Source organism: Collinsella aerofaciens, from assembly GCF_025289055.1.
In the GTDB taxonomy this organism is placed as follows: Bacteria; Actinomycetota; Coriobacteriia; order Coriobacteriales; family Coriobacteriaceae; genus Collinsella.
In genome coordinates this window covers 23,581-33,098 of sequence record NZ_JAESIQ010000026.1, presented here as the reverse complement: position 1 = coordinate 33,098, position 9,518 = coordinate 23,581, and the positions used below count along the sequence as shown (strand labels likewise).

At 59.6% G+C, this 9,518-nt stretch carries 8 protein-coding genes; 6 read left to right on the top strand and 2 right to left on the bottom strand.

Features of this window, described 5'->3' with window-relative positions:
* The 4 genes from JMJ97_RS08320 to JMJ97_RS08305 all read left to right on the top strand — a co-directional run.
* Positions 1-1,369 (top strand): C69 family dipeptidase (locus JMJ97_RS08320; RefSeq protein ID WP_260699886.1); only part of this gene is annotated, 1,369 nt, incomplete at its 5' end.
* A gap of 400 nt (positions 1,370-1,769) precedes the next feature.
* Positions 1,770-2,342: a hypothetical protein gene (locus JMJ97_RS08315; RefSeq protein ID WP_260699885.1), complete on the top strand. Its 573-nt coding sequence runs from the start codon at positions 1,770-1,772 to the stop codon at positions 2,340-2,342.
* A 212-nt stretch (positions 2,343-2,554) separates the two neighbouring features.
* Positions 2,555-4,306 (top strand): ABC transporter ATP-binding protein, encoded by a 1,752-nt coding sequence (locus JMJ97_RS08310; RefSeq protein WP_260699883.1) that lies wholly within the window; start codon positions 2,555-2,557, stop codon positions 4,304-4,306.
* The gene (locus JMJ97_RS08305) at positions 4,299-5,045 is read left to right on the top strand and encodes an energy-coupling factor transporter transmembrane component T family protein (protein WP_022094111.1); all 747 of its coding nucleotides are present in this window, start codon (positions 4,299-4,301) and stop codon (positions 5,043-5,045) included. The genes JMJ97_RS08310 and JMJ97_RS08305 overlap by 8 nt, the downstream gene beginning before the upstream one ends.
* Before the next feature lie 125 nt (positions 5,046-5,170).
* Here the strand turns inward: JMJ97_RS08305 and JMJ97_RS08300 are convergent, their stop codons facing one another.
* Together JMJ97_RS08300 and JMJ97_RS08295 are read right to left on the bottom strand one after the other, a co-directional pair.
* Positions 5,171-5,917, bottom strand: coding sequence for an aspartate/glutamate racemase family protein (locus tag JMJ97_RS08300; protein ID WP_260699882.1), 747 nt, complete (start codon positions 5,915-5,917; stop codon positions 5,171-5,173).
* Between the two features lie 84 nt (positions 5,918-6,001).
* The gene (locus JMJ97_RS08295; protein WP_035137907.1) at positions 6,002-7,258 is read right to left on the bottom strand and encodes a carboxylate--amine ligase; all 1,257 of its coding nucleotides are present in this window, start codon (positions 7,256-7,258) and stop codon (positions 6,002-6,004) included.
* 234 nt (positions 7,259-7,492) lie between these two features.
* Between JMJ97_RS08295 and JMJ97_RS08290 the strand changes: the two genes are divergently transcribed.
* Both JMJ97_RS08290 and JMJ97_RS08285 read left to right on the top strand, forming a co-directional pair.
* On the top strand, positions 7,493-8,125 hold the full coding sequence (locus JMJ97_RS08290) for an MOSC domain-containing protein (RefSeq protein WP_260699878.1): 633 nt from the start codon (positions 7,493-7,495) through the stop codon (positions 8,123-8,125).
* A gap of 234 nt (positions 8,126-8,359) precedes the next feature.
* Positions 8,360-9,493 (top strand): coiled-coil domain-containing protein, encoded by a 1,134-nt coding sequence (locus JMJ97_RS08285; RefSeq protein ID WP_260699876.1) that lies wholly within the window; start codon positions 8,360-8,362, stop codon positions 9,491-9,493.
* Positions 9,494-9,518 lie beyond the last annotated feature (25 nt).

Sequence of the window (9,518 nt, the reverse complement as noted above, 5' to 3'; positions counted from 1 at the left end):
ACGAGCGGGGGCTCCTGTCGTTTCCGTGCCTTCGGATTGGGTCATAGTGTCTGACGACGTCGCGTCGCTCAACCCTAATATCGGGAGCCTCAACTACGATGTCGACCTTGATGACCCCGAGAACTGCCTACACTCCGAGGGCATCGAGTCCATGCCCGTGGAGAAGGGCTTCGCCAAATACTCCGCTGACGGCAAATTCGATGTCGCCCAAACGTATGGCGAAAGCCTCGCCGATTCCGGCGTAAACCAGTGGTCCCGCTATGTGCAAGGCCGCGATTATTTTGGTAGTCAGCTGACCGAAGGCACAGATTACGACATTATCACAGTAAAGAAGGATGGAAAACCTGACCAAAAGGGAGCCATGGTCAGCGACATCCAACCCCTGTTCTTCAGGCCTGGCAAGTCTGGCTGGAGCACCTTTGAGCTGATTCGTGCCTTTGGCAACCGCGGCGAGAACGTCCCTGGCCTCAATGCGAACACTGATGGTGTTTATTGCATCGGCAGCGAGCGCAACACCGAGATCAACCTCTTCCAGATTCGTCGCGGGTATGACCCCGAAGTCGCTACCATCCAGTGGGAAATGCTCTCCCGCGCCGCGTACTCCGTCGCCATCCCGTTGTACTCCGCTCTGATAACTGAGGTCAGCCCGTACTTCAGCGATCAGACCGTCTCCTTCGATCACTGCAACCAGACTGACGTCGTGTACAACGAGGAGCCCGAGAACTCAATCAACTACGTCCTCATGGACATCAGCTCGCTCTGCTTCGAGAACCCTGACACCCTTGGTGTCAGCGTCCGTGCCTACCTCGATGCGCTCCAGAACGAGCTTATCGAGCAGAACAAGGAAGTTGACGCCGCCATGCTGGCCGAGACGACCACCGAGGGCCGCACTGCCCTGGCCAACAAGGCCGGCAAGGCTGCTACCGAGAACACCTACAAGAAGTGCAAGGCACTGCTCCAGGAGATGCGCGCCTATCAGAAGGCCGAAAACTTCGACCAGCCCTTTACCCCAAGCGACCTGAACACCGAGACCAACGGCCTCAAGGTGTCCATCACCTACGCCAAGGACGCTCTTGCCACCGATCCGGTCACCCCGGATCAGCCCGGCACTCCTGAGCAGCCTGGCACTCCCGAGCAGCCCGCTAAGCCCGAGCAGCCCGCTAAGCCCGAGCAGCCGGCCGCCAAGCCTGAGAAGCCTGGCAAGTCCGACACCACGACCACGGTAACCACTAACAAGACGAACACCAAGGGCGGCCTGCCCACCACTGGCGATCGTTTTGATGGCCGCATGGTGGCCGCATTCGCCATCGCTGGCGTTGCCGCCATCTCCGCGGGCGGTTACTTCCTCTACCGTCGCAATAAGGAGTAACGTCCTAGCTGAGCGGGCGAGGCAGCAATGGCAGCCTCGCCCGCTCAGCCCGCTCTTTTGACCGGCGGGAAACCCGCCTGAAATCTTTTCAAAAAAGATTTCCCCGCACACACTTTGCTGTGCTATAGTGCAGCGCAACAACAACTAGGTGCGACCGCGCCACGGCATCACGAAAGGAGCCACCAAGATGATGAACACGATGAAGTCCCTCAACAACTGGTGGTGGCGTGATACGAATACGATCGGTCGACAGTGAGTCCCTCACGCCTGTTTTTGCGCTCTAGGTGATTGAAAGGCCTCCGGTTTCGACCGGAGGCCTTTTTCTATCTCGAGCCCGATCGCATTCGCATCACGCGCCTCCGCTTTTCTCTTGCACTCCCATTCCGAAAGGATTTTCACCATGTCTCAGAACACCACCGCCGCCCAGCCCCGCAGCGTCCAGACCGCCGACCGCGGCAAACTCGACGTCCGTGCTCTCGTCCTGCTCGCAATCCTGCTCGCCGCCGGCTTCATCCTCAACTTCACCGTCGGCAAGGCCATCTCGGGCATCTCGGGCGGTATGATCAGCCCCGAGTTCATCATCTCGGCCTTCTGCCTCACCATTCTGGTCGTTCGTCCCAGCATCGGCCAGGCGCTCGTCATTGGCCTCATCTCGGCTGCCGTGATCCAGATCACCACCACTTCGCCGTTCGTCGATTTTGCCGCCGAGGGCATCGCCGCCATGCTCATGGCCGGCATCGTCAACGCCGCCGGCAAGAACGGTCAGGTCAAGCCCGCCATCGCCATTGTCGCAACCTTCCTGACCACTTTTGTCTCCGGCGCCATCTTCATGGTCATCAAGATGGCCATGCTCGGCGTGGTAGGCGAGCTCGCCGCTGCCATGCTTCCCGTCGTTGCCATGACCGCCGTCTTTAACGCCATTCTGGTCGGCGCCCTCTATCTGCCCATCCAGAAGGCCCTGAAGCTCAACTAACCCGCTCGGCTTTACGAGCCACCCCATCTTGGCGTTCATTCGTCGCTCGCGTACCCAAGTACGCTTCGCTCCTCTTTCACGCCAACCTGAGGCCCCTCGTAAAGCCGTCTCCGTGCTTCACCACCAAAGACTGTCCCAAACGACTAGCTTTTGGGGACGTTCTTAAACGACTAGTCATTAAAGAACGTCCCCAATGACTATGAAAGGTATCCATGGAAACGATCATCAACGTCGACGATGTCTCGTTCTCCTATGGCACGCAGACCGAACAGGCGCTCAGCCACATCTCGCTCAGCGTGAACAAGGGAGATTTCATCGGCATCATCGGGCCCTCGGGCGCCGGCAAGTCCACGCTTGCCGCCTGCCTGTCGGGCGCCGTGCCCCACCACTACACCGGCACGTTCTTTGGGTCCGTCATGGTCGACGGCCACGACACCTGCGAAGTCTCGCTCACCGACGTGTCGCAAATCGTCGGCAGTGTGCTACAGGATATCGACACGCAGATGGTCGCTTCGATCGTCGAGGACGAGATGCTCTTTGGCCTCGAGAACTTTGGCGTTCCCCACGACCAGATCGAGCAGCGCGTGAGCGAAACGCTCGAGACCGTCGGCATCAGCGACCTGCGCGACCGCGAGATCGCCACGCTCTCGGGCGGACAGAAGCAAAAGGTAGCCATCGCCGCCATCCTCGCCATGCGCCCGCGCGTCTTGGTTCTAGACGAGCCCACCGCGGCACTCGACCCCGCCAGCTCCACATTGGTCTTCGAGACGCTGCGTGAGGCAAACCGCGTACTTGGAATCACCATCGTCGTCGTTGAGCAAAAGGTCGCTCTGCTCTCGGAGTACTGCAACCGCGTGTTCGTGCTCAACCATGGCGAAATTGCGCTGCAGGGCGAGCCACACGAGGTCTTCGCGCATACCGACGAGCTCCGTGCCATCGGCGTCGACTGCCCTCGCGTCACGCGTATCTTCAATAGCCTCGAGGCCGATGGCCTGGTAAGCGGTACCCCCTGCTTGAATGTCGATGAGGCTGAGCGCCTGATTTCGGGCATCGTCGACCCCGCACACGCGGCCATCGAAGCCCAGGCGCCCACCGGTTCCCCGCATGCACCGTCGTTGCGTCCTCATGCCAAGGACGCCGAACCCGTACTCACCTTCGACCATGTTGAGTTTGCCTATCCCAATGGCGGCGCCGCCGTACACGACCTTAGCCTGACGCTCTATCCTGGCGAGCTCGTGGGCATCGTCGGCCAGAACGGTGCCGGCAAGACCACGCTCACCAAGCTGCTCACGGGCCTGCTTAAGCCCGCCTCGGGCAGCGTGCGCGTTACGGGCCTGGATACTGCCGCGGTCCCCACGAGCCGTATCGCCCGCGAGGTCGCAACGCTCTTCCAAAACCCCGACCGCCAGATCTGCAAGGATACCGTGCTCGACGAGGTCGCCTTTGGCCTGGAGCTTGCCGGCATCGACCGTGCCGAGGCGCTGCGTCGTGCTCAACTCGTCATCGACCGCTTTGGCCTGCCGGCCGACGAGGCGCCTTTCTCGCTCTCGCGCGGTCAGCGCCAGATGGTGGCACTCGCCTCCGTCGTGGTCGTAGAGCCCAAAATCGTGGTGCTCGACGAGCCCACGAGCGGCCTTGATTACCGCGAGTGCATGACCGTCATGGAAACAGTGCGCACCATGGCCGAGCGCGGCTGCGCCGTAATCATGGTCTGCCACGATATGGAAGTCGTCTCGGATTTTGCCGAGCGCATTGTGGTAATGGCCGACGGTCGCATCCTCGACCGCGGTCGCACGCACGAGCTATTCTCGAACATCGATCTCATGCGGCGTGCCTACGTGGAGCCTCCCCAGGTTATTGAACTCTCGCGCCGTCTGGCATCTTCCGTCTCGCCCGCTTTTGCGCAGGTGAGCGAGGTCACCGATGTCGTTCGAATTACCAAGGAGATGGTCCACCGTGGTTAACGTCATCGACTACATGCCGGGCGATACGCTGCTGCATCGCCTGAATCCCGTCGTCAAACTGGGCCTCGCCGCCGCCATCATCGTCGGCATCTTCTTGTCCGACACCTACGTGGCGCTGCTGGGCTTTTTGGCACTCACCCTTGCACTGGGTGCCTATGCCGGCGTCGTCGACCGTCTGTTCTCGCTGCTCAAGTTGCTGATTCCGCTCGCGCTTATCATGCTGGTGCTCCAGCTGGCCTTTATGCGCGATGGCAACGTGGTGTGGGGCTTTATCACCGACACGGGCCTCATCACAGGATCGAAGGCCTGCCTGCGCCTGCTGGGTGTGGCGTTACCACTCATCCTCATGCTCATGGTGACCAAGCTCAACGACCTTGCCAACGCCTGCGTCGAGGTGCTGCACGTGCCGTATCGCTATGCCTTCACCTTTACCACGGCGTTGCGCTTTGTGCCGGTGTTTGGTCAGGAGATGAACGCCATCATGGAGGCGCAGACCGCACGCGGCGTCGAGTACGACACCAAGAACCCCATCAAGAAGCTTAAGCTCATGCTGCCACTGTGCGTGCCGCTGCTCATCTCGAGCGTGGGCAAGACCGATGCCACAGCCTTGGCGGCAGAACAGCGCGGCTTCTACCTGCGTACGCGCGCCAGCTCGTACAAGCGCTACCCCATCAAAGGCCTGGACATCGCCGTGCTCATCGTCAGCATCGCCCTCATCGCCATCGGCTTCCTGTTCTAGTTCACCACTGACAGCAACCGCCCAACGCAAAAGGCCTCGGCTCGCACCAAACGAGCCGAGGCCTTTACTGTTTCACAAGATAAAACCTACCAAAATTAACCTGTCCCTTTTTGACAGGTCGGAAGCTAGAGGCGGTAGGGGGCGCCGCTGCGGATGATGGATTCACGCACCAGGACGTCCATGGCGTCGAGGGTGATCTCGGGCATCTCTCGGTACTTCTGCAGCACCGATAGCTCGGTGCAGGCCAGAATGACGCGGTCGCAGCCGCTACGGGCGAACTCCCACATCACGCGGTCGAACCTATCCATATCGGGCTCGCGTCCGGCCTTCACATCATCGTAGATAAGCGACATCACATCGTTCTGACGTTTCTCGCTGGGATAGACAACCTCAACACCCGCAGCCTTACATTCGCGACCGTAGACGCCCGCGCCCACGGTTCCGTCGGTGCCCATGATGCCAATCTTGTGCACCGGCTCGGCCGGCATACTCAGGTTGGGATCGAACTCGCACTCCCCCATCACCGCACCGGCCAGAGCATAGCGCACCGACTCACGCGGCATGTGGATAATCGGCACTGTGGTAAACGACTGGATCTGGTCGTAGAAGTAGTGCGACGTGTTGCAGGGAATGGCAATGTGCGCACAGCCCAGCGACTCGAGTGCCTGGGCACACTCTTTCATGGTCGCCAGCAGCTTGGCATGCTCGCCGGTCTTAATGGCCAGCGTGCGGTCGGGCATGGTCGACTTGGAGAGCACCACCATGTCGATATGTTCCTGATCGCAGGCAGCAGCCGTATGACGCACCACCTGGTCGTAGTAATACGACGTGGCCTCGGCGCCCATGCCGCCGATAACTCCCAGCTTTTCCATCGCCGCCTCCTTGGTGACGCTTGCGCAATTGCGCGTATCATACCCGCGCCCGCCCGATGCAAACCGGACGGGCGCCGCACTCATCTACTTGTAATACGTCTTGAACAGCTTAAAGTGGCGCAGCTTGGTGTGCCACATGCGCAGCCAGCGGTTAAAGACAAAGTCGCCCTTCATAAACGAAGGGTCGGCGCCCTTACCTTCCTTGTCCAGGCGATGCACCTTAGCGCGCAGCTCGGGATCCTTGACGTACTTGTCGACGACGCCCATGGGGACGACCATCCACAGGGCCTCGTCCTGCGCCGTCACAAACTCCGGCTCAAACGGGCGGTTGAACACATACTCGTCCACCACATACTTGGCAACGTTAAAGCCGCTGTTGGTAACGTAGTAGTTGCTGCGACCCTGGCGCGTGTTGAAATCGAAGAACTTAAACGAGCCGTCGCGCTCGTCGTACTTAACGTCAAAGTTGGAATAGCCCACAAAGTGAAGGTCCTCGAGCAGCTTGCGCACGCCGCCCATGAGTTCGTCGTTAGGCTCGGTAATGATACAGGCATGGTTGCCGACACCGTGGGGCTGATGCTCCTCGAGCAGCACATGGCCCAGGCACATCATGCGGACCTTACCGTTGCGGTCGGAATAGCTGGTGAGCACGCGCATGTACTCGTCGTTGCCGGGCACGCGATCCTGCAAGATCAGATCGTCGGTGTAGCCGCTGGCATACGAATCGCGAATGACCTGTTCCAGCTCGGCGCGGTCGGCAATCTCATAGGCCTTCTTCTGGCCCTCGAACTCATGCTGCCACCACATGATGCCGTCAGAAGGCTTCAGAATCATCGGGTAAGGAAAATCGATCTGGTCGAGCACTTCGGCAGGCGCCTCACCCTGGGCATTAAGCATCGCCTTGGTAAAGGTAAACGTGTGTGGATAGGGCACGCCATGCTTCTCGCACAGCTCGTAGAAGATCTCCTTCTTCTGGCACTGCTCGAGCATGCTGTAGGGCGCGTAGGGAGCGACGATGTTATCCGCCAGCTCATGAGCATCCTTGGCTTGAGCCACGAGAGCGACATAGTTGTCGCCGCAGCCCACAAGGACAATAGTCTTGTCGGCATGCGCTTGGGCAATGCCGTTGACGGTTTTGAGCATCACGGGCATGGTGTCGATATCCACGTTGGGCGTGTAGTCGATAATCTGGCTGCGGTACGCGGGACCCGTCTGATACTTGCCAAAGACCAGACTCTTGACCTGGTACTCCTCGTAGAAGGCGCGCGCCACCGAATAGGCGTTGATGTCGCCACCAAGCAGCACGGGAATGAACTCGCGCTCTGTAAATTGCAATGCCATGGAAACTTCCTATCATGAACTGCCCACACAACGGGCGGTCTTTGCGCAACTGATTTATTCTAGCGTGCCAAGCCGCCGGCGCCCAAAGCTCCACCGTATCTATGGCAATCGACGTAATCGTCCAGCACGAAGGCCAGCACGAAGACGGCGCTCACCATTGTATGACAGCGGGCAATGAACCTACCATTGTTGTAGGATTCAGTGTATTGACATCCTCGAGCGAAAGGCGCGCACGTGCCCCAAGACCATCCGACCGATAATCCCATCCTCAATGCCGCGAGGCGCGAGCTGGCGAAACGTGCGAAAGCGACCGCTCCCCTGTGCACGGCAAACGACGCCTACAACGGACCCGCCCGCATCGTCTCGGTCAACACGTCGGCACACAAGGGCACGCGCAAGTCGCCCGTCGCCGACGGGCACGACACCGTTATAGAGCAATTTGGCCTCGCCTCCGACGCACACGCCGGGCATTGGCACCGCCAGGTCTCTTTTTTAGCCGCGGAGTCCATCCAGACGGCGGAGGCACGCGGGCTCGATGTGCACGAGGGCGACTTTGGCGAGAACTTCACAACCCAGGGCCTCAACCTGCTCTCGCTCCCCCTGGGAACGCAGCTCAAGCTTGGAAGCGACGTGATCGTCGAAATCAGTCAGATCGGCAAGGTCTGCCACACACGCTGTGCCATCTACTATCTTGCCGGCGACTGCATCTTTCCCCACGAGGGCGTTTTTGGCGTGGTACTAAAGGGTGGAGAGGTCTACGCCGGCGATGATATCCAGGTAATCAAACTCGGCGACGGCACCTGTTCGTTCACCCCTGCCGAGGCCATCGAGGAGATTGAGCAGGCTCGCCAGAAGGGCACGCTGTAGTTATAAAACCCCACGTTGAGATGGCTTTTACAACCCAAAACTCCTCTCAAACAGGGCTCTGTAACGTTAAAGTTGAACTCTATGGTTTCTCAACAATTCATCATAACTGCAGGTCAAAGCCAAAGCCTCAAGTTAAACTTGACCCTTTGGGACCTTTAAGGTTCAAGTTGAGGTCGAAAGCAGTAGTAGAATACCGTTCGAACCATAACCTACGATTGATTGCAGAGGGACTGGATGCAGCATTCGAATCATCGCACCGCAGCGCTCATTGCGTCGAAGCCGGCTCGTATCATCACGAGCGCCGCGCTCGCCGTTGCGCTGACGGCCACGCCGATGCTCTCCCCCGTTGCGGCGTATGCCGCCTCGCAGGCAACGCAGGACCAGCTTTCCGCAGCCCAGCAGAAGATCGAAGCCGCCACGAGCGCCTACAACGGCGCCCGCACCAAACTCGATGACCTGCAAAAGCAGATTGACTCCAATGAGGCAAGCATCGAGGAAATCGAGGCCAAGCTTCCCGAGCAGCAGGCCAAGGCAAGTTCCGCCATGCGCGATCTGTACAAGTATCAGAAGGGCACCAATCCCATCGTGAGCTTCCTGGTCAACGCGCAGAGCCTGGGTGAGTTCATCACGACCTGCAAATACACCAACCAGATCACGAGCTCGAGCGTCGACGAGATCGAAGAGCTCAATAACATGCAAACCGAACTCGAGCAGAACAAGGCCGAGCTCCAGCAGGCCAAGTCTCAGCTTGAGGCGGAGCAGAAAAACGCCGAGGACGCGCTGGCGCAGGCCCAGCAGCTCCGCAGCGAGGCACAGGCAAAAGCCGAGCAGGAAAATGCCGCCGAGCTTGCCAAGCTTGAGGCCGATAAGGCCGCTGCCGCCGAGAAGCTCTCGGGCGAGGGCGTAAGCGGCAGCAATTCCAGCAGCCAGGCCACCAACACCAACACCACCATCGACACCACGGTGAACAACGCCAATACCGGTAGTTCCGATTACGATTCGTTCATTAATGAGTGGACGAGTCGCATCGACAACTACCTTGCCGGCTCCCCCATGGCAGGCCAGGGCTATAACTTTGCCGTCGCCGCTTGGAATACCGGTGTCGATCCCCGTTGGTCCCCCGCCATCGCCTGCATCGAGAGCACCAAGGGTGCTTATTGCGCCAATTCTTACAACGCCTGGGGCTGGAGTGCCCGTGGCGGCGGTTGGCGCAGCTTTGGCAGCTGGAGCGAGGGCATCTCCGCCCACGTTGCCTATCTGGGCGCCAACTACGGCTCCACCCTTACCCCGGCAGCGGCCAAAAAGTACTGCCCGCCCACGTGGCAGGACTGGTACAACAAAGTCGCCGCTCAGATGAACCGCATCTAAGTGCAACTGCAAAGGGCCCCAATGG